The following is a 23,441-nucleotide window of genomic DNA, read 5'->3' as shown; positions in this document are numbered from 1 at the left end:
TGACTGGAATCCGGAATGTTAATTCCCGGGCTGTTAGAGTCTTACCGAGACCCCACAACGAGACGAAGTCGATGTGAGGAAGCTCGGTGAAACTCTCCCAGGAAATGACGTTCTGGATGGAGGCTTACCATTTCATACTCAGTTCTTCTCTGGAGAAACCATAGTCAGTGCGACCCTTCCTTTTTCAATAGACACACCCTCAATCCAAACCGTAACAATATCTCCTAGCGAAACCACTTCAAGCGGGTGTCGCACGAAGCCTTTTTTTAATTTCGAAATGTGGACAAGACCATCTTGTTTTACACCTATGTCAACAAATGCTCCAAAATCCACAACATTTCGAACAGTGCCTTGAAGTTCCATACCTGGCTTCAAATCCTCAAGCTTCAAAATGTCTGTCTTGAGAAGTGGCTGGGGATAGGCGTCTCGCGGATCACGCTGTGGTCGTTTTAAAGCATCCACAATATCTTTAAATGTTTCTTTCCCTACTCCTAACTCTTCGGAATAGACAATTGCATCAAGTGCTTGTTGGGCTTCTGGAGTTCCGATTTGTTTTAAAGTGAGTCCCGCTTGCTTGATTATCTGCTCAGCTGCCGAGTAACTTTCAGGGTGGATAGCTGTTTTATCGAGCGGATTTTTTGCTTCAGGTACGCGTAAGAATCCGATTGCTTGCTCATAAGTCTTTGCGCCAAGTCGCGGAACTTTCTTCAGTTGTGTACGAGACGTAAATGTTCCCGTTTCGTTCCGAAGAGCCACTACATTCTCAGCCACTGCTTTGGATAGTCCTGCAACGTATTGCAAAAGTGAGGAAGAGGCTGTATTTACATCAACTCCGACTTGGTTTACCGCAGTTTCTACTACAAAGTGCAAGGATTCTGCCAGCTTCTTTTGCGTCACATCGTGTTGGTATTGGCCGACACCAACCGCTTTTGGTTCAATTTTCACGAGCTCTGACAAAGGATCTTGCAGTCGACGCGCAATGGATACCGCACTACGTTGTTCCACTTGCAGTTCAGGGAATTCCTGACGAGCCGTCTCAGATGCTGAATAGACAGAGGCACCCGCTTCATTGACAATCACATAAGCCGCATCGCTTCCGGAAATGCGAAGGCATTCTGCGATGAACTGTTCGGTTTCACGTGAAGCCGTCCCATTGCCAATTGCAATCAAGGAGATTGGGAAGTCTTTCAACAGACGGATAATCTTGTCCTGTGCTTCTTTCACTTTATTCATCGGTGCATGTGGATAGATGGCATCAATTTTGAGCACTTTGCCGTTTTCATCGATGATTGCCAACTTACAACCTGTTCGAAATGCTGGGTCAACACCTAACACTACTTTTCCTTTTATCGGTGGTTGTAGTAATAGACTCTTTAGATTTTCAGCAAAGATATGGATTGCTTGTGCTTCTGCCACTTCTGTTAATTCACTTCGTATTTCTCGCTCAAGTGCGGGATGAATCAATCGCTTCCATGCATCTAAAAGGATAGTTTGCGTATAGGAGAAAAGTGGATGACTTGTTGGCGGTGTCCACCGACTGCCGATTTTTGCGACAGCTTGATCCACATCTACTTCGATAGCGACACGTAACACGTCTTCTTTTTCTCCGCGATTTATAGCGAGTGTTCTGTGTGGAACGATTTTCGACACCGCTTCTGAATACTCATAGTACATTTCGAATACAGCTTTTTCATCGACGGCACCCTTTTTAAGTTTTGTTGTTATTCTTGCCTGTCGCTTGTAGAAAGCGCGTAAAGTGGATCGAACGTCCGGATCATCCGAAATCATTTCAGCAATAATATCGGATGCTCCCTGTAAAGCTTGCTCTATAGTTTCTATATCCCCTTTGACATAAGGACCTGCTAGTTTTTCAGGAGTAGTCGACGGCCATTTTAAAACCTCCGTAGCGAGCGGTTCGAGACCAAGTTCTTTGGCAATTGTCGCTTTCGTGCGCTTCTTTTGTTTATAAGGACGGTAATAATCTTCTACTCGTTGTAAGACGGTTGCTTCTTCAATTTGTTTTCGAAGTTCTTGCGTCAACTTCCCCTGTTCTTCTATGACACGTAGCACTTCTTCCTTTCGATCAGCCAATTGATTCATATAGGCAAAGCGGTCTTCAATTGCTTTAATCTGCACTTCATCTAAAGAACCCGTCTGCTCTTTTCGATAGCGTGCAATGAACGGAACTGTTTTGGCATCTTCAAGTAGCGCAATGACTTGACTGACTTGAGAAGCTTTTATCTGAAGTTCTTTCGCGATTTGTTCATGAATTTTCATTTTGTCACGTCCTTCTTAGTGAACTACTTTCCTAGAATACCATAGAAAGAACCAAACAAAAAAACCTCCTGCAAATGCAGAAGGTTCTATACCTCTTCATGAAAAAGTAGCCGTCCGGCGATAAATGTTGCATCGTCGCCAAACTTCATATCTGTCATTACACGCTCGTATAAATGGTCAGCTGAGCGTGCAGAACGAATTATTTCTTTAGGATTACGGATGTTGACCCCATCTGAATGCAGTAGGAAAGTATCGCCTGGGTAGACGGGATATGTTTGAGTCCGTAGTGATTGTTTTCTACCAGATAAATACCCCATGACCGGAAGCGGATAGATCATTTTATCAAACTTTTTTTGATACATATAAAATTTGACGTTTCCAACGCAACTATATGAAAGTGTTCTGGCCTTGTAATCGACTTTTACTAAAGCGACCGCAGCACCACGCTTATAAATCATTTCATTATTGCAACGTTCCATTAACGAGTCGATAGATTCTTCGCCATATTCGGCAAGAATCTCTGGTATCACATCTGCTGACTCCTTAGCTACCGGCCCATTTCCTAAGCCGTCTGCGATTGCACATAAAAAGAAATTCGGATATTCCGCGATATAATATGTGTCCCCTGAGAGACGATTCCCATCTTTCGCTTCATTATATACGCGGACATGCATCACTTGTGAATCAATTTGCTTCACTCGTCCATTCCACCTGCTGATAGAATAGCGTCCTGTAGCTTTTTGATAGCTTTACGCTGGATACGGGAAACATGCATTTGCGAAATACCCAGGCGTTCACCAGCATCTTTTTGGCTAAGCTGCTCAATGTATGTAAGCTGAATCACTTCTTTTTCACGATCGGATAGGTATTGGAGTGCATTTGCAACGAGCATTCGTTGATCTGTCTTTTCAAACTCGCCATCTTCTTGGCCAATCACATCAAACAATGTAATCGTACTTCCCTCTGAATCTGCTTCTAAAGAATGGTCCATTGAAAGGGCTTGGTAGCTCTTGCCCATCTCCATTGCTTCTAGAACATCTTCTACATCTACCTCTAGATACTCCGCGATTTCATATACTTGCGGAGAACGTTGGAGTTGCGTAGTTAGTTCTTCAGCAGCCGCGCGGATACGAGGTCCTAATTCTTTGATACGTCGTGGTACATGAACAGCCCACGTCTTATCACGCAAAAACCGTTTGATTTCACCAATAATAGTAGGTACGGCAAAGGCTTCAAAGCTGCGACCGAAATTTTCATCATATCGTTTCATCGCACCCAATAACCCAAGCATACCTACTTGCGCAATATCTTCATGATGAGACTTACCGTTTGAATACTTTCGTGCAATTGATTCAACTAAGCGTTGATAATGTAGAACAAGCTGAGTTTGGGATTCTTCAGACTGCGTGGCTTGATAGTCTTTTAACCAGTCCATCACTTGTTCTTTAGAAGCTTGATTATGATGAGACGTTTTCGACATTGCCGTTCACCTGCTCAGATCCGACGTTTTTCGTCATAAAGATCGTCACGCCCTCTTGATGATGAACTTTCACTTCATCCATGAGCGTTTCAATTAGGTAAAGACCAAGGCCTCCTTCACGCATAAAAGATACTTCCTCCGTGTCTGAGTAAGGCCCTAATTTCGCGCGAGTTTCTTGGAAGTCAAAGCTCTTTCCATGATCTGCAACCATGATTTCCATTTTCCCCTCGTATAGAGCACATCCAATAACGACTTCGCCTTCTTCGTTTTCTTGATAGGCATGTTGCACTGCGTTTGTAATAGCTTCCGAGGCTGCAATTTTCACGTCTTCAATGTCATCGTACGAAAATCCTAAACGGTTGGCTAAACCTGATATCGTAAGACGAGCCACACTGACGAATTGTGTCTTTGCGGGTACACGTATTTCTACGTAATCAAATGGCTTCATCTTCACTTCACCTCTCCTGTTGATGATTCTATGTCCATAATTTCTCCAAGACCTGTGATGTCAAATAAACGCTTGAGTCGTGAAGACAAACCAGTTAATTTCAATTTCGCATTCTCTGCTTTTACATTCTTAAAAAATCCTACAAATACGCCAAGACCTGTCGAGTCCATATAAGAGACCTCTGAAAGGTCGAGTACAATTTCTTTAGAATCTTCCAATGTGATTTCAGCTAATTTTTCGCGTAGCATTGGTGCCGTGAATGCATCTATCTCACCTTCGATAAAACCTAAAACCTTGTTATCTTCTCGTTGTAAGTCTACTGAAATATTCATAATCGTTTCCCCTTGTCTAGTATATAAGTTTAACGTTCTATACCCCTCATCTGTCAGGGAGTAAACATATCAAACGGTCCTTTTCACAATCACAAGCGTAAAATCATCGCGAAGTTCAAAATCTTGTAACAAAATCAACTCGCGATATACATACTCCACCATCTCTTGCGCCGACTCTGACTTGACGTCTTCAATAATGGACATAACTTTTTCTATCTCAATAAACCCTTCTTTCGAACGACACTCTGTCACTCCATCGGTCATCATCACGATAAAGTCTCCAACTTCTAACTTCGTCGTCTGGGAGTGATAAGTCGTTTGAGGCAAGACACCGAGAAGGAGACCTTTTACGAATAATTCGTGAAAGGCCCCCTCTTCCAAAGAATAATGCAGTGCAGGTTCATGACCAGCTGAAGCATATGTGAACGTATTTGTTGTCGTATCGTAATTTCCGTACATCATGGAAACGAACATGGAGTCTGTTACACTTCTCTCGACGATTCGATTGATTACATCCAACACAATGGTTGGATCGACCGTAGCAGAATCCACACTGTCCATTCCATTTTTGATCATGGACATGCATAGTGCAGCAGGAATCCCTTTACCGATAACATCTGCAATACCAATTCCCACTGCTTGTGAGTCTGCCAAAAAGTGTACATAGTCTCCATTCATCTCTTTTGCTGGGACCGATAGCATACCAATGTCTAATCCATCGACTTGTGGAACAGTCGTCTTAAGCAGTGTTTTTTGAACATTTGTAGCTAAATCCATTTCTATACGGAAGTTCTCTTGTTTTTGTATTAAATTTTGGTGTTCATGTAATGCCAAGCCATAGCGAATCATCACTTCGATTAATAAATCGAAGGAATGCTCAATTTTCTCCGGGACCTCAGAAACAACTTCTTCGAGCGCCGCTCTATGTATGCCAATCATCTCTTCCGGAGAAATATTCTTTTGAATCAGCTGTTTACTGAACGTTTGCCCCTCATAGAGGTTCAGCTCATTTTGCTGTTCTAAATAGTTTCGCAAAATCGCTTTGTATTGCCTTTCAACTTCTTGAGGCATTCGATTTCACTCCTTAACGCAGCCATTTCGTAGCTGTAATCGTGGTTCCTACGCCTACTTCCGTCTCTACTTTAAAGTCATCCATCAAACGTTTGACCCCTGGCATACCTGCTCCTAGCCCACCAGATGTTGTGTAGCCATCTTCCATAACTTTTCGAAGATCGGCAATTCCTGGTCCTTGGTCAGCTGAAATGATAATAATGCCTTTCATAGCACCGTCTGTGACGCGTTCAATTGTTATTTTCCCTTTGCCGGCATATAAGTATATATTACGAGCGAGTTCACTTATCGCTGTTGTGATTCTAGCCTGGTCAACAGTTCCGAAACCGACTTCCTTTGCCTCGTTACGTCCAAGCTGTCTCGCTGCAACGATATCCCACTCCGTAATGATATCTACAGAAGACTCAATGCTCATAATGGATTAGTCCTCCAATTCTCGTTCAAGTTTTTCCAATCCATTCTCTAAATCAAGAGCTGTTGCGACATCCTCTAGACGGATACCAAGCTCGATAAGTGTGATTGCTACCGCTGGTTGGATACCAGTAATGACAACTTTTGCTCCCATTAATCCGGACATGCTAATGACGTCCCCTAAAACCTTCGCAATGAATGAGTCAATGAAATCAATTGACGTCAGGTCAATCACAACTCCGCGTGCAGCTGTAGTGTGTAATTTATTTAATAAATCTTCTTGAAACGATAACGCCATTTGATCATCAAGTTCCCATTGGATTGAAACGATCAATGTGTCACGTAGTTTTAATATCGGAATACGAGTTCTCATTCTTCTTCCACCTCTACAATTTGTCGATTTGTAATGGCGAGGGCCTGTTCCATCCCTCGTTGTAGTGTACTCGTCGTTGTGAATTCATTTAAGTTGATACCAAGAGCCACAATTGTTTGAGCAATCTCTGGTCGAATACCAACGAGCATGCATTTTGCTCCGACTAAACGAACAGCATCAGCTGCTTGGATGATATGGTGTGCCACCATAGTATCTACAACTGGGACACCCGTAATGTCTAAAAGTACAACTTCTGAACGGTGTTTCACCACACCTTGAAGTAAGTTTTCCATAATTAATTTTGCGCGCTCTGTATCAATCGTTCCAACGAGTGGCATGACTGAGATCTTGTCAAAGACCGGAATAAGCGACGCAGACAATTCTTGTAAAGCCATTTTTTGCAGGTGCACTGTTCGTTCCCACGTTTTCGAGTAGGCTTCCACAATGCTGTGATTTAAAGGCGTCAGCCAATTGTTCATTAACCGAATGTAGTTACCTGATTTGTTGTCATTTAAGAAATCGGATTTTCCCATATGATCATAGATTGCTTCTGTGAAATTCGATAAGGCTTTCATGACAAATGAAATGGACCAGCCATGACGTGCTATTTTTATAGAGAATTCTTCTACTTTTTGTGAGAATTCCTCGTCATTTTCTGTGAGATTGACAATGAGTAATTCGCCTAGCTCACGGGCAGTTGAATCAATCATACCGTCTGACATGATCTGAAAGAACTTGCCATCTCCTTCTTCTTCCATAAATTGTTTCCACGTTTCTAGAATCGGATTTAGATTCTCACGTATGTAACTTGCTAGTGTAACGTTCATTTCACGGAGACACTCCTTTAAATTCTGTAGTAGTTTTATTGTAGCTGAAATTGTTTATTTTAGCACCTGCTGATTATTCCATGAAAAAAAGCACAGTAGCGCACTGTGCTTTTTCTATGTATGTATTAAAACTTGATGAGGCCTAGACTAATAGCCACTGCATGGTCTACGCTTTCCATCACTTCGTCATCTAGGTGTGTGAGTTTGTCTGTGAGTCGGGATTTATCAATAGTTCGTAACTGCTCTAGTAAAACTACGGAGTCGCGCTCTAACTGATACCGTTCCGCATCGATTTCGATATGCGTAGGCAACTTTGCTTTTTGAATCTGAGCTGTAATTGCCGCGACAATTACGGTTGGACTAAATCGGTTTCCGATATCATTCTGCAGAACCAGTACGGGTCTTGTGCCACCTTGTTCAGACCCGATTACCGGTGATAAGTCTGCGTAGAAGATATCTCCTCGTTTTACGATCAAATATGTCAGCCTCCACTTACGAGTCGCTCAGTGGTATCATGCGCCTCATACTCTGCATGAAGACATTCACTGCAAATAGACAAATTAATACGAGACATTTCCAGGTACCCCTGTATCATGGCTTCTCGTATAATTGATGTTTGTCCATGCAGTTTCGTAACGTGTTTTTTCAAAACACGCTTTCCGTATACGGGACGGACTTCCTCCATATAATCTGCTAACAGATAAACTGTTTCTATTTTATCTGACTTTCCCCCCACAAAAAACACCTCCGACAAAACTTTCCTCTATACGACAATTTCTTTCATCTTACCATCGATTCCCTCTCATAGAAAGGTTATTTCGACAATCTAATAGAAATTTACGTAGGAAGTACTAGTTTTATTTGTCAGATTGTGGGTAAATCCGTGGAACGCGATACGAAAGTTGACAACAGATTTCATAGGGGATTGTACGTAAGTATTCCGCCCATTCTTCAGCAGGAATGGTATGTACCCCATTTGAACCTAGTAATACCACCTTTGTACCTACTTTAAACTCTTTCGGCAATTTAATCATGGTTTGATCCATACAAATTTTGCCGACAATAGGTGCAACTGTGTCTTCAATCAATACAGAGAGCCCCTTTAGCCCGCGTAATAATCCATCAGCATAACCAATTGGAAGGGTACCGATCCACTCAGGTTCTGCGCTTGTATAATATGCGCCATACCCAATCGATGTACCTACTTCAACTTGCTTAACGTGAACAAGCTCCGATACCAATCGCATAGCAGGTGTATACACAAATGGACGATTTTCTTTCATCCAATCAGAGGCTGCAATGCCATACATCGATATTCCAAACCGTACAGCTGAGAAAGCTGCTCCCCCATGCTGGATAGCGGCCGCACTATTTGCAGCGTGCACAAGTCGAGGACGTTCAGGGAATAAAGCTAGCCACTTCTCAAACTTTTTCAACTGCTGTTCAAAGTGTGGATTTATCGCTTCATCAGCAGTTGCAAAATGTGTATAAACACCTTCAATCCTCCAGTTCTTATGTTGCGCAATCACTCGCAATGCTTTTTTTAACTCCTGTTCAGACTGTAACCCAATCCGCCCCATCCCCGTATCTAACTTGATATGGAGAAACGGAGATGCAGTAGTCGGGATGTTTTGAATCCATTCCAAAGAGTGCGCGGTTAAATGAATACGGTGACGCTCTGCATACGGTATAAACGAATGCGGAGAGTTGCCGAGAACAAGTATCTCCGACTGACTCCCCGCCTCTTTTAATTCTACTGCTTCATCCGGTGTGGCCACTGCGAAGAACTGGAGACCTTGCGCCTCTATATGCTGCACAACACGGACTGCCCCGTGACCGTAGGCATTTGCTTTGACTACCGGAATAATCATTGTCTCTTCGTTTAGTTGGTTTTTTAACGTTGCGATATTTGTAGAGATTGCATCTAAATCGATTTCTAAATAGGTTGGACGATAATGTGTCATGATGTTTACCTTCTTTTGTCGTAGGATAAGTTGTTATTTTTGTGAATGCGCCGACATCGAAGCAGCGACTTGAATCATTTCATCTGGAGTCAACTGTGTGGAGGCTAGGAAATAAGAGACACCCGCTTCTTCCCACTGCATCGAATAGTCCGTCATAGCACCAAGTTGAAAATCTAGGGGTGCTGGATCTCCTGGTGCAAATACAGGTAGCAGCGCATTTGGTGCAGAAGGTTGTTGAACAATCGTAAAGGATTTGTCTCCACTGTAGTGCAAGATGACCCGTTTCCCTTCTGCCGTTTCAATTCTTCCTACCATTCTAGGTCATTCTATGCGAAGGACTGACTCCTATGACAGCAGAATCACTTGCGCGGCCGCATACTCTTTTGTGTGTGTAATGGAGAGAAATGCTTGGAATTGATTTTCTTTATAAACGATGGAAGGTGCACCGAGTTCATTTTTCACAACTTCAATATCTTGAAAACTACAGCTGGCGCCTATTCCCGTTCCGAGTGCTTTCGCAAATGCCTCTTTGGCAGCAAAGCGGGCTGCTAAAAATTCAATTTGACGACTCGGTATTGCTGTTTCATAATATGCCTGCTCATTTGGTGTCAGGATGCGTTTATAGAATTTTGGTGACCTTTGAATCAACCGGCCAATCCGGTCCAGTTCAATAATGTCTAGTCCAATCCCTTTAATCATTCTGCTTCTATTGCTCCTCTCTACCATGTATACTAAAATCGAATGAGGTGAAACCTACTATGTTTATACGACATGAAAATTTCCGAGAATACCGAACATATTATCCGGTCGTCTTTACCCTTCTCGTTGTAACTATTGCTATTCACATTATAGCAAATCTCCCAATCATCGGGCCTTATGTTTATGGGATTGGAATCGGCCACAACGGCTCTATTGCCGCAGGTGACTATTGGAGACTGATTACCCCGATGTTTCTACACGGCGGCATCATGCATCTACTGTTCAACATGTTCTCCCTGTTTTTATTCGGACCAGAACTAGAACGGATCGCAGGTCGCACACGCTTTTTGACGATCTACTTTTTATCCGGAATCGCAGGTACACTTGCATCATACGTGTTAGAAGATGCGAATTATATGCATCTCGGAGCAAGTGGAGCCATCTACGGAATTTTTGGCGCTTTTGCTGCACTCGTCTATTACACACGCAATGCACTCCCTCAATTGAAACAAATCATCCTTCCTATCATTTTGATTGGAATCGTCATGACATTTGTAATGCCGAATATCAACATCACAGCTCACTTTGGTGGGTTGATTACAGGATTCATTCTTGGGTTCTATTATTTCCACCCAAGTCGCTTATCGAAATGGAAAAAAACAAAACCGCGTACCGCACTGCGTCGTTAGCAGCCGGTCGCGGTTTTTTTATACGTTTGGTAAATACCAGTTCATAATGCGTTGCATATCGTCTCGTTCCATCGCTTTTAAACTATGCTGGCTACCGAGCGCGCCTGACTTGATAGTAGCATGTATAGAAGCTGCATCCGCCCGCTTCTCAAAGTAAGACTGGGAAAGCGTCACTGCTTGAATTCGTTTCTTTGCAAGCCACACGGTCTTACGAGAGAAAAAGCGGTACTGCATCGCTAAATAAGTATCTCGTATAGCTATACCACTTGCCTTATGGTTCCAAATATCAAATGCCACACTCACAGGAATCAGTAAGAAGAATAGGAGTCCATATGGGTAGAAGAAATAACTTAACACAGCCCCTATTATCGCGATGAGTAGTAAATTGATTCGGTAGTAAAACTTACGTGTGCGTTTTGGTGCACGGGTAAACTCTGGATCCCAGTCCCATTCTGGGAATAAGTCTGTCAGTAAGGTAACAGCCTCCGTTCGTTTCATTAACGGAACGAGTTTGACCGTTTCACTTTTTTCTAACACACTCCCCCCTGCGCTATCCAGCACGATGGTCGCATAGCCGAATAACTGCCTAAATGGATTTTCAACAAGTTGGATCCCTTGGATACGGTGCATCGGAATGGTCGTTCGTTTTTTCTCTAATAACCCGCGCTGAATAATCAACTCTTTATCGTCGAGCGTGACTGTGTAGCCATAGTTTTGTAAGTAGGTTAAAACTACACTGACCAGGAAACTTATCAACACCACCGCAAAAACAAGTAACGCTACAAACATTGCTCCAAAACGGAACAGCTCCAATGCTTCATTATAGATCGCTTCGTAAGGAATAAATTCTGAAAACTGAGAGAGCACAACAGCGGCCCCAGAGAAAATGATTCCGATCCCACCAGATGTTGCGGCGAGTAGTAGTAAGTCTTTGGATTTCATTTTGTGCAGCAGTCGAGTCGTGGACGTTTGAGATTCAGTTTCTGACTCTAATTCAATTGGCTGAATTGCGTCAACTCCCTCTTCCAAACTATCTCCTTCCACTTCATCTACTACTTTTACACCCTTTTTCTTTGCGGCAATCATTTCTTGTTTGATTTGATCGGCTGCAGCGAGTGTTATCGCTGTTAACTCGGCTTCCGCTTCTCCACTTACACCCCCACCAGCTGTCTCTACTTTCACTTTCACAAGCTTGAACGGTCGGTGAAAAATGGATTCTGTGTAATCCAGGCTTTGAATTCTTTCAAACGGAATATACCGTTTCTTTTTGACAATCAAGCCGTATTCGATGCGGAGTTCGCCATCTTCAAACCAATACTCATACTTCCACCATTTGATGATTCCCGATATAAGGTAGAGAAGTAAGGCAAGTCCACCTAGAACATAGGGTATGAACCGAAAGAGGCCACCATCTTCTCCCCCTGTATTGCCTAAAATCAAAAAAATCACTAGTGGAAAAATAAGATCTTTCAACCCTTTTACAAATGTGATGACTGCAGCCACCGGATGTAGTTTATATCGTGTCTCAGACATCATCTTCCGCCACCCTTGCAAGCTCCGAAATTCTTCTGCGCATCGATTCGGCTTCTATTTCGTCTAAAAATGGAATCGTATGCGAAGTGGCAGCCGTCGAAATATGTATAGAGGCTAAATTGTAACTGCGCAAAATCGGGCCTTGTTCAGTATCGACATGTTGTACGCGAACCATCGGAATTAATGTTCGTGTCACTATAAAAAGCCCATGTTGCAATTCGATTTCATGTTCTCGTACCTCATAACGCCAGCGCTTCCACCGTAAACTTGGCAGTACCCCAATAATCAGTACGATTAAAATCACTAATAAACTGATGGTCACTATGTAGAGCCAACCGAGCCCGAAAAAGAAAAAATTAAACGCACTGATTCCACCTGCAATCAGCACAAGAATTAATGATTGAATAAGACCATAAATGCGCCAGACCGTGAGCCCTTTGCGTGATAAATGATTTCCCGTTTGCATGATAATCCCTCCTTACTCTCCTATACGTATTATATGCTATGAAGTTTCAAAAAAAAGCTCCCCTTCCAAAAGGAAGAGAAGCTTGAAATTGAATTAGTCGTTACGACGTGCTGGACGTGCAGATGATGCTGGACGTGCAGAACGACGAGTCGAACCATCACGTGGACCCGATGAACGACGAGCGCCGCCACGGTCTCCACTACGACCACCTGAACCGCCTGAGCGACCACCACGGCCTCCGCCTGAACGGTTTCCACCACGGTATCCTCCGCGACCTCCACCAGAACGTTCTCCACGCATTGGAAGTGGACGCTCTTCAGAGATTGTCACAGGCTGATCACTTGGTTCTTTTGTCATTGATTTAATAGCTGCTGCTACCAAATCAACTGCATCTAAGTTTTCAAGAAGCTCAGTTGCTAGAGCGCGGTAATCACCTAAGTCATTCTTTTCAACTAGCTCTGTCAATGTTTCCATTGCCACGCGTTGTTGACCTAGTAATGCTTCGTCCTCACTTGGTGGACGTAATGGTGTCATACGCTTCTTCGTTGTTTCTTCAACAATACGAAGGTAACCCATTTCACGTGGTGTTACAAATGTAATCGCCATTCCACTCTTACCTGCACGGCCTGTACGACCGATACGGTGAACGTAGCTTTCAGGATCTTGTGGAATATCAAAGTTGTAAACGTGTGTAACGCCTGAGATATCTAATCCACGTGCAGCAACGTCAGTCGCTACTAGGATGTCAATTTTATTTTCTTTAAATTGCTTCAATACTGACATACGTTTTGCTTGGCTAAGGTCACCATGGATTCCTTCTGCCATATACCCACGGATGCTAAGAGCGTGAGATAGTTCGTCAACCCGGCGCTTTGTACGACCGAAGATGATCGCAAGTTCCGGTTGGTGAACATTGATGATACGTGATAACACATCGAACTTCTCGCGTTCTGCTGCTTTCACGAAGAATTGCTCAATGTTTTCCACTGTCATTTCTTTTGATTTGATTTTCACTTCTACAGGCTCTTTCATGAACGTGTTCGCAATTTTGCGGATCGGTCCAGGCATAGTAGCTGAGAATAAAAGTGTTTGACGCGTGTCTGGAACATTCGAAAGAATCGTGTTGATATCTTCGATGAAGCCCATGTTTAACATTTCATCTGCTTCGTCAAGAACTAATGTATTGACGTTTTCAAGTTTCAATGTACGACGGTTGATGTGATCCAAGATACGTCCTGGAGTACCAACGATTATTTGTGGATTGTTTTTAAGCGCACGAATCTGACGAGAGATATCTTGTCCACCGTATACAGATAAAAGTTTTACACGCTTGTCATAACCAAGCTTGTAAAGTTCTTCTGATACTTGGATTGCAAGCTCACGCGTTGGTGCAATGATCAATCCTTGGATGTTCGGGTTTTTTGGGTCAATCTTTTCAATTAATGGAATACCGAAAGCAGCTGTTTTACCAGTACCTGTTTGAGCTTGACCTAATACGTCGCGCCCTTCCATTGCATGTGTGATTGTACCTTCTTGGATTGGGGTTGCTTCTTCAAAACCCATACGTTTAATAGATTTTAATGTTGAAGCACTGATGTTTAATTCTGAAAAATTTGTCAAAATACTAATCTCCTTTGTTTCTGTTTTGACAAATGGTTACATTTTCAGATGACTGGCGGCAAATTTCGAGCCAAATAAAGAGGAACGTCTCCGTTACGAAAATCTCTGTGGGTTTCACGAGAGGTAATTAATAATAGGAAAGCCCGGTGATTGCCGAGCGGCTGGTGAGCGTTTAAGTACGTCTAGCACAGCCGTTAAGTTCAAAAAAAAAGCGCTCTTCGCAAACTAACAGAAGAGTCTTTACACAAAATGTATCCATTGCTCAAAACAGTGTATCATGCGTCACCTTAAAAAGCAACGCATGTGCACTTAGTGTTCCCACTACTTCTAATTCTATTCACAAATTGTTCAAGTTGTATGCGTTTGCATGTCTTGAGGGATAGGAATCGGCTTGTTCAAAAAAGAAAGAGCTTTTTCAAACCAGTCATCACAATCATCACTGTAACAAATATGATGTTTTCCACAGTCTGAGAAAATAAGTTCCTTTTCTTCAGACCCTAGCTGATCATAGAGATACTCTGCTGCTTGAAAAGGCACAATCCCGTCTTTCTTCCCTTGGACGATACATACCGGAATCGTAATCTTACTATAGTACGGTTCAACAAGTTTTAGTACACGCGTAAACTGATAAGCAGATCGAATCGGGGTCTTTCCTGCTTTTTGACGGTAGCGCATGTAGACAGGATTTTGATCCGCTTGTTTTTTCAACAAATCAACAGCTACTTCACGAATATCTTGTAGCATCTGTCCAGGTGCTATATATTTGGCTGCTGCACTTAAAAGCACGAGGCGTTCGACAGGATAACGAAGAGACAGATACATCGCAATCAGCCCGCCCATCGAAAATCCGACGACATACAGTCGATCGACTTGAGGCAAAAGTTTTCGGACGGCGATTTCAGCTTCCATCGTCCAATCTTCTGCTAGCATTTCAGTCAATTCGAGTTCTTCCCCGTGTCCTGGAAGCGTGACGACAGACAATGTCCAGTCTGTATGTTTCGCAACATACTCCACAAACGGCTCGACTTCATAAGGTGCACCTGTATAGCCATGGATAAATAACACACCGGTCTTCATCAGACTTCACTCACTTTCGGTTCCATGTCTCCATGGCTCTTTCTACTTTCATACCTCTTGAGCCTTTGAGTAAAACCAAATCGTCCGATGTTAATTTTTTTGTCAAATGTTGTTGTAAGCTTTCCATCTCATCTGTCCAGTACACGGCATCCCCAAATGACCCTTGCAATTCTTCATAGAGAGCCTTCATACGTGGTCCGATCAATGCGACTCCAGTGAAATCTTGCTTATTAATGGAAGCGGCAAGTTGTGCATGGTAAGCAAGTTCGGCCTCTCCTAGTTCTAACATATCTCCAAGTACGAGCCATTTTTTCTTCCCAAAATCGGCGTCACGGAGGAAATGAATTGCGGCTTGCATGGAAGTTGGTGCGGCATTGTATGCATCGTTAATAAATGTAGGTCCATCCGTCTCTATCACTTGCATGCGCATATCCGTTAAAATAACGTCTTTCAACCCCTGTTTGATCTGGTCTACCGTCAACCCTAGTTCGCGACCGATCAAAATCGCAGCAAGTGCATTTTTCGCTTGATGTTCACCAAGTACGCGAAGTACGAAATCGCCTACTACTTCACCTTCTGTTGTAAACTGTGTTCCTTCTGTCGAAAATGCAGTTGATGTGAGGCGCAGTGTGCAGTTCTCTCCCTTGCCATACGGGATGGCGTGCAAATCAGCTTTTTCAGCAACGGCTTGGAGCAGAAGTGGCTCATCTCCATCAAAGAACAATTTCCCTTCAGGTGACATTCCTGAGATGATTTCCATTTTTGCTTTTGTAATGCCCTCACGAGAGCCAAGATCTTGTAAATGCGCTTCTCCAATGTTCGTAATCACTGTAAATGCAGGCTTGGCAAGGTTTGATAAAAATTCAATCTCTCCAAATGAACTCATGCCCATCTCAAGAACTGCAACTTCCGTATCTTCATCAATTGCAAGAAGTGTCAATGGTAACCCGAGTTCATTATTGAAATTCCCTTGTGTTTTGATTGTTTTGAAATACGGTTCACAAAGTCCAGCAAGCAAATCTTTCGTCGATGTTTTCCCGTTTGATCCGGTCACACCAACAAACGTCGCCTTCAATTCTTGACGATAGGCAGCTGCTAGCGTTTGAAGAGCTTTCGCGGAATCTTCTACAAAGAGAAGCGGGCGATCTGTAGGTGGGTTCGGCTCATCTTTTAACCAAAGTGCTGCACTCGCGCCTTGCTCGAATGCTTGCTCAACAAATTTATGGCCATTGACCTGTTCACCGCGGAAGGGAATAAATAATTCTCCCGGCTGTAGTGTACGCGTATTTAATGAAGCACCCGTCACGATGACGTCTCCAAATTCTTTTGCGTCAGCTCCTAACCATGTTGCTAGTTCACGTAATGTCTTTTTCATTTTGAACCATCCTCGTCTCGCGTGTAGGCACGATGTTTCTTTTCCTCAAAACGCTCAAGTCCAAGTTGAATTAATTCTTCAACTAGTTCCGCATACGTTTTTCCAGATGCAATCCATAGTTTTGGATACATGCTGATTGGAGTGAATCCTGGTAATGTGTTGACTTCATTAATGTACACGTCGCCATCTGTCGTTAAGAAGAAATCTGCACGAACTAGACCAGAGCAATCCAGAATTTTAAATGCGTCAATTGACGCTTGTTGCAGGTCACTTAGTTCTTGCTCTGTGATTTCAGCAGGAATTGCATAGTTTGTCGTACCATCTACGTATTTTGCCGAATAATCATAAAAGTCTTTTGTCGGCAATACTCCTCCAGCAATGGATACTTTAGGCTCGTCATTTCCTAGAACCGAAAGCTCGACTTCACGCGCCGTGATTCCCTGTTCGACGACGATTTTACGATCGTATTCAAACGCAAACTGAATCGCAGCTTCTAGTTCTTCACGTGTTTTCGCTTTGGAAATTCCGACACTTGAACCTAAGTTGGCAGGCTTTACAAACAGTGGGTATGTGAGGTTCTGTTCGCAGGCATCTAAGAATTCTTCTTTGTGGGCGTTGTAGTAACTATGTAAGCAGTATTCATAAGGTACTTGTTTCAAACCTGCTTGTGTGAACAATTGTTTCATCACGACTTTGTCCATTCCTGCTGACGAAGCAAGGACGCCATTTCCTACGTATGGCAAGTTCATCATCTCAAACAAGCCTTGAATCGTACCATCTTCCCCATTAGGTCCATGAAGAACAGGGAACACCAGATCAAAACGTGTCTCTGGATTTGACGCAAGCTCTACAAACTGAGCGATTGAATTTGGCTGGTCAGTGCCTGTGAAACGAAGCGCTTCTGCCTCCTCAACAGGTGCTGTTAATTTTTCTCCGCACACCCATTCTCCATCTAGTGTGATGTAAATCGGTGTAACTTGATACGTTGAAAAATCTAGTGCAGCGATTACTGCTTTAGCGGTCATCAACGATACTTCGTGTTCGGCGGACTTTCCACCATACACAATTCCAATTTTCTTCATAATTAGTCCTCCATTTTCGAACGGGCTACAAATGGGAGTAAGCCCAGGGTTGGTTGTGTTAAATACGTATCGACATCTTGCATGATTTCATCTGGAAACGAAGGGTCTGCTATTTCTCGAAGTTCAAGTCGAAAGCTCCCATCATCTAACCTTGCAAGTGACAGCAAGGCCCCATCTTCAAGTAAATCTTCAAAGAGTATAAATTGTTCATGGATCAATTCAGGTACTACTTGCTGAACACGTCTTCTGAAGAACATGTTTGATCGAGTCTTTTGTGCTGCAAGTTGATTGAACAAATGAACGACGAGACGCATCATCTCATCGTATTCCCGGAAATACACTTTTGAAATCCTATCACTTTCATCACCAAGATAGACAAAGCGATTTTTCAACGTATGATAAAACGGACTCCGGAATGTCTCTTTTTTGTGTGCGACATATAGCAGTTCTGCTTGTTCCTGCGGAGAGAGTTGAATCAATCGTTTTTCATCGGCTACATCCAATAAACAAAGACGCGATTTTTGATCTTTTAAGGATGTCACAAAATCTTTAAATTCTTCTTGCACGATGTATTCGAACTGCGTATGCATATCAAATGAAGCGTCCTCGTAGCCATGTTCAAGTAACACAATTACGTTTGTATCTGCAAAGTAATGAAGCACTGTAGGGAACGTCAAACCGCTAAAGAGCGCAAAATTTTGTCCTTCATTTCCATGTACAAATAAGTGGTGCACATATTCATCTACTGATGGTAATTTTACTTTTTTCATAAGACGTCCCTCCTCCCTTCTAGTTTAACACCTTTTATCCGTTGCAACATCTTCCTTCTATCTGCGTCTAATGAAGCAGGCATAAAAAGTGGTTGTGCGTTATAATAAAGGGATGAAATTTAGATGTGGGTGACAAAATGAATTCAAATAAACAATTTACAGACCGTTTTGATTGGGTCTTAGGTTTCCTGTTATTGCTTTTTTTAATCATCAGTTTAATGGCGATCTCGTCTGCTCAGACAACGGGCCAGTACGGGATTAACTTCCTTCCAAGGCAACTGTTTTGGTACATAGTTGGAGCAGGTATAATCGGTGTCGTCATGTTAATTGAACCCGAGACTTATAAAAAAATGGCATGGTTCATTTATGGTATCGGTTTAGTACCACTGATTATATTATTTATCCTACCGGAAACGCTCGGTTTCGTAGAAGCACGAAACGGTGCACAAAGTTGGTTCCACTTACCGGGTATTGGTAGTATTCAGCCTGCCGAATTTATGAAAACCTTCTTTATTTTAGGGTCTGCGCGACTTATTGTGAAGCACCATGAGAACCATCCGTTCAAGACGATAAAGAGTGACTTTTTGCTCTTACTAAAAATCGGTGGTTTGTTCATCATTCCATTTGCATTTATCATGTTACAGCCTGACCTTGGCACTGGGCTCGTCTTTATTGCTATCACAGTAGCTTTGATTGTTGTAGCGGGTATCACTTGGAAGATTATCCTTCCGATACTTGGAGCTGGAATTGGGATCGGTGGAGCGTTAATTTGGATGGCTTTAAATATGCAAGACTTCATCGTCAATACGCTCGGCTTCAGTCCGTATCAACTCGCGCGTATTTATTCCTGGCTAGACCCTTATTCCTACGCTTCCAATGAAGGTATGCATTTGATCAGTTCGCTAAACGCAATTGGATCAGGTGAAATTTTCGGAAAAGGATATGGCGGACGTGAAGTGTATGTTCCAGAGAATCATACAGACTTTATTTTTGCAGTAATTGGAGAAGAGTATGGATTTATCGGTGCAAGTTTAGTCATCGTTCTTTACTTTGTGTTAATTTATCATTTAACAAAAATCACGTTGCAACTTAAAGATCCATTCAGCACATATGTGGCTGCTGGGATCATCGCGATGATTACGTTCCACGTATTTGAGAATATCGGGATGACGATTCAGTTATTGCCGATCACAGGGATCCCTCTTCCGTTTATTAGTTACGGAGGAAGTTCGCTTATGGGGAATATGCTCGCGCTCGGTTTGATTTTCAGTATGAAGTTTCATCATAAGACGTATATGTTTGGGAACCAGGATGACGATTAGATGTGAAGAACGCCGGCATACACCGATTTTGTGTATGCCGGTTTTTTGTTTGCGAACTGAGCGGTCGTTCTTCTACCGAAACCGAGATTTGTTCTACCGAAACTGAGATTTATTCTACCCAAATCCACATTTATTCTATCGAAGTCATATTATGGAAACTAATTCTAGGAAATCAACCCCAAAATGGAACTCAAATTGCGCATACTACTAAAAAGTAAGGGATAGCAAGGCAAATAAAAAAAGCCCCTCAAACGAGGAGCCTTAACCGTGCTGCGGTTTTGGAGCAGCAGGTGGTGCTAGAGCTTTCAGCATTTCTAGGCGGGACTTTGTTTTGGTTACTTTGACGCCTAACTTTGCAAGATTGCTCACCAAGTTTTTAACATCCATTTCTGTAGCCAACGATACCTCACCCTTTCCATAAAATAAAAACCGTTCGTAACTTGAATTCTCTATTAGTGTACCACTTTTCTTCACTTTTAAATCTTTCAATTTTGTTACAATTGTAGAAAGTCTGTAAAAGCTTCGTACTCCGTATTAAAACCTTTCACTTTACTTACCCTCTGTGGGTATACTATACTTACAGTAATCCAGATTCGAGGTGATTCTATGGAAAATCTTCAAGCCGTCCCAGTTGCACGTACATCTCATCATTCAGAAGATACGAAACGCAACTTAACGGTTCGTTTAAATCGAATCGAAGGTCAGATTCGGGGTATTAAGGGAATGATTGAACGCGATGCGTATTGTGATGATGTCATCACCCAAATTTCTGCTACACAAGCCGCACTTAATTCTGTAGCTAATATTTTGTTAGAAGGGCATTTGAAAAGTTGCGTTCGCAACAAGATGCTCGCTGGGGACGAAGAAATTCTTGATGAACTACTCGTAACTGTACAGAAACTGACGAAAAAATAAGGAGGATTATTCATGATCCAACCACTTAAATTACATGTTGAAGGTATGACTTGTGGGCATTGTGTGAAAGCAGTCCACGACCGTGTGAAAGCAATTGATGCAGTTGATGAAGTTGATGTACATTTAGAAACTGGTGAAGTCGATATCGAGTTTGATCCAGAAGCAATCGAAATCCGCGATATCATCGCAGCAATCGAAGACGAAGGTTATAAAGTGAAAACTTTTTAATACGGTGAAAATAGCTGCTTCTATGCAGTTATTTTTTCGACGAACATATACCCCTATATAGTATAAAGGAAGGTGATTTCTATGAAGACTACTGAAATTCCGATTACCGGTATGACGTGTAGCGCCTGCTCGAATCGTGTAGAGCGTGGCCTATCCAAGCTTGAAGGTGTCTCAAAAGCTTCTGTCAACTTTGCGAATGAAAAAGCACACGTTGAGTTTGACGATTCCAAAATAAAGCCTGCTGATTTAAATGCCACTATTGAAAAACTTGGCTATGGTGTAGCCTACGAAACTGCAAACTTAGATATTCAAGGAATGACATGTGCTGCTTGTTCTGCCCGTATCGAACGAGGATTAGGTAAAGTGGACGGTGTATCTGAGGCAACAGTCAATCTTGCATTGGAGACCGCAAAGATTCACTACAATCCGTCACAGATTTCTGCAGCGGAACTCGTCAAGAAAGTAGAATCTCTCGGTTATGGAGCATCTGTACCAAATGAAGAAGAACCTGTTGATCACCGGGCAGAAGCTTATAGACATAAGAAACGCTTATTCTATCTCTCAGCGATTTTATCTTTACCGCTCCTATGGACAATGGTGGCTCACTTCTCCTTTACAGAGTGGATGTACTTACCGGATATTTTGATGAATCCATACGTCCAGTGGGCACTCGCTACACCTGTTCAGTTCTACGTTGGAGCGATGTTCTATAAAGGTGCATACAACGCTCTTCGTAACGGTAGCGCGAATATGGATGTACTCGTAGCACTTGGTACATCAGCAGCGTACTTCTACAGTGTCTACTTAACGTTGACTGGAGCTGGGCATCACCAAGGACTCTATTTTGAAACAAGCGCGGTACTTATTACATTGATCATTCTCGGAAAAGTATTTGAAGCGCGTGCAAAAGGTCAGTCATCCGAAGCAATCAAGAAATTGATGCAGCTTCAACCTACAACTGCAACGGTTGAACGAGATGGTCAATCACAAGAAATCTCGATTCACGATGTTGTACAAGGTGATGTGATTATCATTCGTCCGGGTGATCAAATTCCGGTCGATGGAAAAGTCATTTCAGGAACATCTACCGTGAATGAGTCGATGCTCACAGGTGAAAGTTTACCTGTAGAGAAAACTGAAGGCGCCATCGTCTATGCGGCCACAATTAATGATCATGGCTCATTACGCATGGAAGCAACAGGGATTGGCAAGCAGACGATGTTGTCGTCAATCATTCGCGTCGTAGAACAAGCACAAGGTTCAAAGGCGCCAATCCAGAGACTTGCAGATAAAATTTCTGGAATTTTTGTCCCGATAGTCGTTGGAATTGCAATTGTAACGTTTATTGTGTGGTACTTCTTCTTAACAAACGGTAATTTGGAAACGAGTCTTATGAGCACGATTGCCGTGTTAGTTATTGCTTGTCCATGTGCACTTGGACTAGCTACACCGACATCGATTATGGCGGGTTCAGGTCGGGCTGCTGAGCTGGGGATTTTGTTCAAAACCGCTGAAGCAATGGAGCAGACCAAACATATTGATACGGTCATTTTAGATAAAACCGGAACCATTACGAAAGGTCTACCTGAACTTGTACACATTGAAGTTGCGGATGGATTCGATAAAGACGGTATACAACAACTTGCAGCATCTGCTGAGCAAGGCAGCGAACACCCCATTGCTCGCGCAATTACGTCTAGTTATTTAGGAGAACTATTTCCAGCCGAAGGTTTCAAAGCTATCCCAGGTAAAGGTATTAAAGCTGAAGTGAACGGAAAATCTATCGTGATTGGTACACGTGCGCTACTTGCTGAAAACAACTGCGACGGCTCCCCTTCTCCACACGTCGATGTGTGGGAATCTGAAGGAAAGAGTGTTTTGTACATGGCAGTCGACGGAACGTACGCGGCAACTTTTGCAGTGGCAGATACCGTAAAAGATTCGTCAAAAGCAGCTATTGAAAAGTTGCACGCACTCGGCATGCAAGTTGTCATGTTGACCGGTGATCAACCGGAGACGGCAAAAGCTATTGCAAGACAAGTTGGGATTACGGAAGTCGTTGCAGGTGTGTTACCTACACAAAAAGCTGACGTCGTTCGTGAGTGGCAAAACAAAGGTCATAAGGTAGCCATGGTTGGGGACGGAATTAATGATGCACCGGCCCTTGCTCAAGCAGATATTGGGATGGCGATGGGTACAGGTTCTTCTGTAGCGATGGAGACGGCAGATGTCACACTGATGCAAGGTGACTTACTGACACTCCCTGCAACACTTGAAATGAGCCGCCTGACCGTTCGTAATATCAAGCAAAACTTATTTTGGGCTTTTGCCTATAACAGCTTAGGTATTCCAATTGCCGCAGCTGGTTTCTTGGCTCCTTGGCTTGCAGGTGCAGCAATGGCTTTCAGTTCTGTATCGGTCGTATTAAATGCCCTGCGCTTGCAACGCGTCAAACCAAAAACCATCTCCTCGTGAGGTGGTT

26 protein-coding genes and 1 pseudogene are annotated in these 23,441 nt (G+C 42.9%); 5 read left to right on the top strand and 22 right to left on the bottom strand.

The genetic code is table 11. The annotated features are described in order from the left end of the window. Positions 1-138: 138 nt before the first annotated feature. The 14 genes and pseudogenes from ACF3OH_RS03385 to acpS form a co-directional block, all read right to left on the bottom strand. The gene (locus ACF3OH_RS03385; protein WP_392455818.1) at positions 139-2,277 is read right to left on the bottom strand and encodes a Tex family protein; all 2,139 of its coding nucleotides are present in this window, start codon (positions 2,275-2,277) and stop codon (positions 139-141) included. Between the two features lie 86 nt (positions 2,278-2,363). After that, positions 2,364-2,975, bottom strand: a complete 612-nt coding sequence (locus tag ACF3OH_RS03380) for a PP2C family serine/threonine-protein phosphatase (RefSeq protein WP_338032463.1) — start codon at positions 2,973-2,975, stop codon at positions 2,364-2,366. Next, entirely contained in the window at positions 2,972-3,757 is a 786-nt protein-coding gene (sigB, locus tag ACF3OH_RS03375; RefSeq protein WP_392455817.1) for an RNA polymerase sigma factor SigB, read from the bottom strand. The genes ACF3OH_RS03380 and sigB overlap by 4 nt, the downstream gene beginning before the upstream one ends. Further along, entirely contained in the window at positions 3,735-4,205 is a 471-nt protein-coding gene (gene rsbW, locus ACF3OH_RS03370; RefSeq protein WP_204590660.1) for an anti-sigma B factor RsbW, read from the bottom strand. The genes sigB and rsbW overlap by 23 nt, the downstream gene beginning before the upstream one ends. 2 nt (positions 4,206-4,207) lie before the next feature. Then, the gene (locus ACF3OH_RS03365; protein WP_204590652.1) at positions 4,208-4,537 is read right to left on the bottom strand and encodes an STAS domain-containing protein; all 330 of its coding nucleotides are present in this window, start codon (positions 4,535-4,537) and stop codon (positions 4,208-4,210) included. Positions 4,538-4,606: 69 nt separating this feature from the next. After that, positions 4,607-5,608 (bottom strand): PP2C family protein-serine/threonine phosphatase, encoded by a 1,002-nt coding sequence (locus tag ACF3OH_RS03360; protein WP_392455816.1) that lies wholly within the window; start codon positions 5,606-5,608, stop codon positions 4,607-4,609. 13 nt (positions 5,609-5,621) lie between these two features. Then, complete coding sequence (locus tag ACF3OH_RS03355; RefSeq protein ID WP_204590650.1) at positions 5,622-6,023, bottom strand: anti-sigma regulatory factor; 402 nt, start codon at positions 6,021-6,023, stop codon at positions 5,622-5,624. A gap of 6 nt (positions 6,024-6,029) precedes the next feature. After that, complete coding sequence (locus tag ACF3OH_RS03350) at positions 6,030-6,392, bottom strand: STAS domain-containing protein (RefSeq protein WP_204590649.1); 363 nt, start codon at positions 6,390-6,392, stop codon at positions 6,030-6,032. Next, positions 6,389-7,219: an STAS domain-containing protein gene (locus ACF3OH_RS03345; protein ID WP_204590648.1), complete on the bottom strand. Its 831-nt coding sequence runs from the start codon at positions 7,217-7,219 to the stop codon at positions 6,389-6,391. The genes ACF3OH_RS03350 and ACF3OH_RS03345 overlap by 4 nt, the downstream gene beginning before the upstream one ends. A gap of 125 nt (positions 7,220-7,344) precedes the next feature. Beyond that, positions 7,345-7,695: a type II toxin-antitoxin system PemK/MazF family toxin gene (locus ACF3OH_RS03340; protein WP_204590647.1), complete on the bottom strand. Its 351-nt coding sequence runs from the start codon at positions 7,693-7,695 to the stop codon at positions 7,345-7,347. 5 nt (positions 7,696-7,700) lie between these two features. Next, positions 7,701-7,826 (bottom strand): annotated as a pseudogene (locus ACF3OH_RS03335) (transcriptional regulator); the annotation flags it as partial. A gap of 250 nt (positions 7,827-8,076) precedes the next feature. Next, positions 8,077-9,183 carry an alanine racemase gene (alr, locus tag ACF3OH_RS03330; RefSeq protein WP_392455815.1) on the bottom strand — a complete coding sequence of 369 codons (1,107 nt, stop codon included), beginning with the start codon at positions 9,181-9,183 and terminating at the stop codon, positions 8,077-8,079. A gap of 33 nt (positions 9,184-9,216) precedes the next feature. Continuing rightward, positions 9,217-9,498: a hypothetical protein gene (locus ACF3OH_RS03325; protein WP_392455814.1), complete on the bottom strand. Its 282-nt coding sequence runs from the start codon at positions 9,496-9,498 to the stop codon at positions 9,217-9,219. A gap of 30 nt (positions 9,499-9,528) precedes the next feature. Then, positions 9,529-9,882: a holo-ACP synthase gene (gene acpS, locus ACF3OH_RS03320; RefSeq protein ID WP_392455813.1), complete on the bottom strand. Its 354-nt coding sequence runs from the start codon at positions 9,880-9,882 to the stop codon at positions 9,529-9,531. 59 nt (positions 9,883-9,941) lie between these two features. On the opposite strand from acpS, the gene ACF3OH_RS03315 reads away from it, so the two are divergent. Continuing rightward, positions 9,942-10,571 (top strand): rhomboid family intramembrane serine protease, encoded by a 630-nt coding sequence (locus ACF3OH_RS03315; protein WP_392455812.1) that lies wholly within the window; start codon positions 9,942-9,944, stop codon positions 10,569-10,571. A gap of 18 nt (positions 10,572-10,589) precedes the next feature. Here ACF3OH_RS03315 and ACF3OH_RS03310 read toward each other — a convergent pair whose 3' ends face one another. The 7 genes from ACF3OH_RS03310 to ACF3OH_RS03280 all read right to left on the bottom strand — a co-directional run bounded on the left by ACF3OH_RS03310 (position 10,590) and on the right by ACF3OH_RS03280 (position 18,494). Beyond that, positions 10,590-12,104: a PH domain-containing protein gene (locus ACF3OH_RS03310; RefSeq protein ID WP_392455811.1), complete on the bottom strand. Its 1,515-nt coding sequence runs from the start codon at positions 12,102-12,104 to the stop codon at positions 10,590-10,592. Further along, a complete protein-coding gene (locus ACF3OH_RS03305) occupies positions 12,097-12,570 on the bottom strand; it encodes a PH domain-containing protein (protein WP_392455809.1) in 474 nt (157 codons plus the stop codon). The genes ACF3OH_RS03310 and ACF3OH_RS03305 overlap by 8 nt, the downstream gene beginning before the upstream one ends. Positions 12,571-12,663: 93 nt before the next feature. Beyond that, a complete protein-coding gene (locus tag ACF3OH_RS03300; protein WP_204590640.1) occupies positions 12,664-14,190 on the bottom strand; it encodes a DEAD/DEAH box helicase in 1,527 nt (508 codons plus the stop codon). 348 nt (positions 14,191-14,538) lie between these two features. Further along, the gene (locus tag ACF3OH_RS03295; RefSeq protein ID WP_392455808.1) at positions 14,539-15,267 is read right to left on the bottom strand and encodes an alpha/beta hydrolase; all 729 of its coding nucleotides are present in this window, start codon (positions 15,265-15,267) and stop codon (positions 14,539-14,541) included. Between the two features lie 10 nt (positions 15,268-15,277). Further along, the gene (gene murF, locus ACF3OH_RS03290; RefSeq protein ID WP_392455806.1) at positions 15,278-16,642 is read right to left on the bottom strand and encodes a UDP-N-acetylmuramoyl-tripeptide--D-alanyl-D-alanine ligase; all 1,365 of its coding nucleotides are present in this window, start codon (positions 16,640-16,642) and stop codon (positions 15,278-15,280) included. Further along, a complete protein-coding gene (locus ACF3OH_RS03285) occupies positions 16,639-17,727 on the bottom strand; it encodes a D-alanine--D-alanine ligase (RefSeq protein ID WP_392456682.1) in 1,089 nt (362 codons plus the stop codon). The genes murF and ACF3OH_RS03285 overlap by 4 nt, the downstream gene beginning before the upstream one ends. Beyond that, positions 17,727-18,494, bottom strand: coding sequence for a hypothetical protein (locus tag ACF3OH_RS03280; RefSeq protein ID WP_204590637.1), 768 nt, complete (start codon positions 18,492-18,494; stop codon positions 17,727-17,729). The genes ACF3OH_RS03285 and ACF3OH_RS03280 overlap by 1 nt, the downstream gene beginning before the upstream one ends. A 137-nt stretch (positions 18,495-18,631) precedes the next feature. Here ACF3OH_RS03280 and ACF3OH_RS03275 point away from each other — a divergent pair, with 137 nt between their 5' ends. Then, positions 18,632-19,816, top strand: a complete 1,185-nt coding sequence (locus ACF3OH_RS03275; protein ID WP_392455804.1) for an FtsW/RodA/SpoVE family cell cycle protein — start codon at positions 18,632-18,634, stop codon at positions 19,814-19,816. 261 nt (positions 19,817-20,077) lie between these two features. Here the strand turns inward: ACF3OH_RS03275 and ACF3OH_RS03270 are convergent, their stop codons facing one another. Continuing rightward, positions 20,078-20,305, bottom strand: coding sequence for an Lmo0850 family protein (locus tag ACF3OH_RS03270; protein WP_204590662.1), 228 nt, complete (start codon positions 20,303-20,305; stop codon positions 20,078-20,080). 117 nt (positions 20,306-20,422) lie between these two features. Between ACF3OH_RS03270 and ACF3OH_RS03265 the strand changes: the two genes are divergently transcribed. The 3 genes from ACF3OH_RS03265 to ACF3OH_RS03255 all read left to right on the top strand — a co-directional run bounded on the left by ACF3OH_RS03265 (position 20,423) and on the right by ACF3OH_RS03255 (position 23,434). Then, on the top strand, positions 20,423-20,731 hold the full coding sequence (locus ACF3OH_RS03265) for a metal-sensitive transcriptional regulator (protein ID WP_204590635.1): 309 nt from the start codon (positions 20,423-20,425) through the stop codon (positions 20,729-20,731). Positions 20,732-20,743: 12 nt separating this feature from the next. Then, the gene (locus ACF3OH_RS03260) at positions 20,744-20,959 is read left to right on the top strand and encodes a copper ion binding protein (RefSeq protein WP_239584928.1); all 216 of its coding nucleotides are present in this window, start codon (positions 20,744-20,746) and stop codon (positions 20,957-20,959) included. 81 nt (positions 20,960-21,040) lie between these two features. Next, the gene (locus tag ACF3OH_RS03255) at positions 21,041-23,434 is read left to right on the top strand and encodes a heavy metal translocating P-type ATPase (protein ID WP_392455802.1); all 2,394 of its coding nucleotides are present in this window, start codon (positions 21,041-21,043) and stop codon (positions 23,432-23,434) included. Positions 23,435-23,441 lie beyond the last annotated feature (7 nt).

The sequence above is a fragment of the Chryseomicrobium aureum genome (assembly GCF_043182735.1).
Classification (GTDB): domain Bacteria; phylum Bacillota; class Bacilli; order Bacillales_A; family Planococcaceae; genus Chryseomicrobium; species Chryseomicrobium aureum.
The sequence above is the reverse complement of the archived record's forward strand: the minus strand, read 5'-3'. Positions and strand labels throughout refer to the sequence as shown.

What these genes read in the sequence shown, in the direction of transcription:
- ACF3OH_RS03255 (WP_392455802.1), top strand. Translation starts at nt 21,041, where the DNA reads ATGAAGACTACTGAAATTCCGATTACCGGTATGACGTGTAGCGCCTGC.
- rsbW (WP_204590660.1), bottom strand. Translation starts at nt 4,205, where the DNA reads ATGAAGCCATTTGATTACGTAGAAATACGTGTACCCGCAAAGACACAA.
- ACF3OH_RS03385 (WP_392455818.1), bottom strand. Translation starts at nt 2,277, where the DNA reads ATGAAAATTCATGAACAAATCGCGAAAGAACTTCAGATAAAAGCTTCT.
- murF (WP_392455806.1), bottom strand. Translation starts at nt 16,642, where the DNA reads ATGAAAAAGACATTACGTGAACTAGCAACATGGTTAGGAGCTGACGCA.
- acpS (WP_392455813.1), bottom strand. Translation starts at nt 9,882, where the DNA reads ATGATTAAAGGGATTGGACTAGACATTATTGAACTGGACCGGATTGGC.
- ACF3OH_RS03365 (WP_204590652.1), bottom strand. Translation starts at nt 4,537, where the DNA reads ATGAATATTTCAGTAGACTTACAACGAGAAGATAACAAGGTTTTAGGT.
- ACF3OH_RS03310 (WP_392455811.1), bottom strand. Translation starts at nt 12,104, where the DNA reads ATGTCTGAGACACGATATAAACTACATCCGGTGGCTGCAGTCATCACA.
- ACF3OH_RS03275 (WP_392455804.1), top strand. Translation starts at nt 18,632, where the DNA reads ATGAATTCAAATAAACAATTTACAGACCGTTTTGATTGGGTCTTAGGT.
- sigB (WP_392455817.1), bottom strand. Translation starts at nt 3,757, where the DNA reads ATGTCGAAAACGTCTCATCATAATCAAGCTTCTAAAGAACAAGTGATG.
- ACF3OH_RS03265 (WP_204590635.1), top strand. Translation starts at nt 20,423, where the DNA reads ATGGAAAATCTTCAAGCCGTCCCAGTTGCACGTACATCTCATCATTCA.
- ACF3OH_RS03260 (WP_239584928.1), top strand. Translation starts at nt 20,744, where the DNA reads ATGATCCAACCACTTAAATTACATGTTGAAGGTATGACTTGTGGGCAT.
- ACF3OH_RS03355 (WP_204590650.1), bottom strand. Translation starts at nt 6,023, where the DNA reads ATGAGCATTGAGTCTTCTGTAGATATCATTACGGAGTGGGATATCGTT.
- alr (WP_392455815.1), bottom strand. Translation starts at nt 9,183, where the DNA reads ATGACACATTATCGTCCAACCTATTTAGAAATCGATTTAGATGCAATC.
- ACF3OH_RS03295 (WP_392455808.1), bottom strand. Translation starts at nt 15,267, where the DNA reads ATGAAGACCGGTGTGTTATTTATCCATGGCTATACAGGTGCACCTTAT.
- ACF3OH_RS03325 (WP_392455814.1), bottom strand. Translation starts at nt 9,498, where the DNA reads ATGGTAGGAAGAATTGAAACGGCAGAAGGGAAACGGGTCATCTTGCAC.
- ACF3OH_RS03350 (WP_204590649.1), bottom strand. Translation starts at nt 6,392, where the DNA reads ATGAGAACTCGTATTCCGATATTAAAACTACGTGACACATTGATCGTT.
- ACF3OH_RS03360 (WP_392455816.1), bottom strand. Translation starts at nt 5,608, where the DNA reads ATGCCTCAAGAAGTTGAAAGGCAATACAAAGCGATTTTGCGAAACTAT.
- ACF3OH_RS03315 (WP_392455812.1), top strand. Translation starts at nt 9,942, where the DNA reads ATGTTTATACGACATGAAAATTTCCGAGAATACCGAACATATTATCCG.
- ACF3OH_RS03345 (WP_204590648.1), bottom strand. Translation starts at nt 7,219, where the DNA reads ATGAACGTTACACTAGCAAGTTACATACGTGAGAATCTAAATCCGATT.
- ACF3OH_RS03280 (WP_204590637.1), bottom strand. Translation starts at nt 18,494, where the DNA reads ATGAAAAAAGTAAAATTACCATCAGTAGATGAATATGTGCACCACTTA.
- ACF3OH_RS03305 (WP_392455809.1), bottom strand. Translation starts at nt 12,570, where the DNA reads ATGCAAACGGGAAATCATTTATCACGCAAAGGGCTCACGGTCTGGCGC.